Source organism: Streptomyces megasporus, from assembly GCF_000718985.1.
Taxonomy (GTDB): domain Bacteria; phylum Actinomycetota; class Actinomycetes; order Streptomycetales; family Streptomycetaceae; genus Streptomyces; species Streptomyces megasporus.
Map to the genome: position 1 here is coordinate 1 of NZ_JODL01000098.1, position 464 is coordinate 464.

Consider the following 464-nt stretch of genomic DNA (forward strand, 5'->3'; position numbering starts at 1 on the left):
CTTGACATCGAAACGCAGGAACGGCTGTACCAGCAACAGCATGAGCATCTGGAGAACAGGTTTCTGCCCGCGACCCAATGGTTCACCGGCCGGCAGGAGGTACTGCGGGCACTGACCGCATGGTTGGGGCACGACGTCGGCCAACGCCTGTTGGTGGTTACCGGCCACCCGGGGTCGGGTAAGACGGCGGTGCTCGGGCTGATTGCCGCGCTCAGTGACCCTGACCGACGCCCTGGCGTGCCGCGCCGCGGGCTGCCCGAACACCTGCCGTCAGCAGGGGCAATCGACGCCGCGGTCTATGCAGGCACCATGACCACCCCCGAGGTACTGGCCGCGATCGGCGCGGCAGCCGCCATCCGGGTCGACCCAGGAGTGGATGAGTCCGAGCAACTGCGGCGGCTGGTCGCTGCGATCCGCGGCCGATCGCGAGTCAGGAAATCCTTGACGGTGCTCGTCGACGCCCT

At 67.7% G+C, this 464-nt stretch carries 1 protein-coding gene; it reads left to right on the forward strand.

Features of this window, described 5'->3' with window-relative positions; genetic code table 11:
• Window positions 1–464: AAA family ATPase (locus IF47_RS28410; RefSeq protein WP_037733440.1), on the forward strand; the 464-nt coding region annotated here is incomplete at both ends.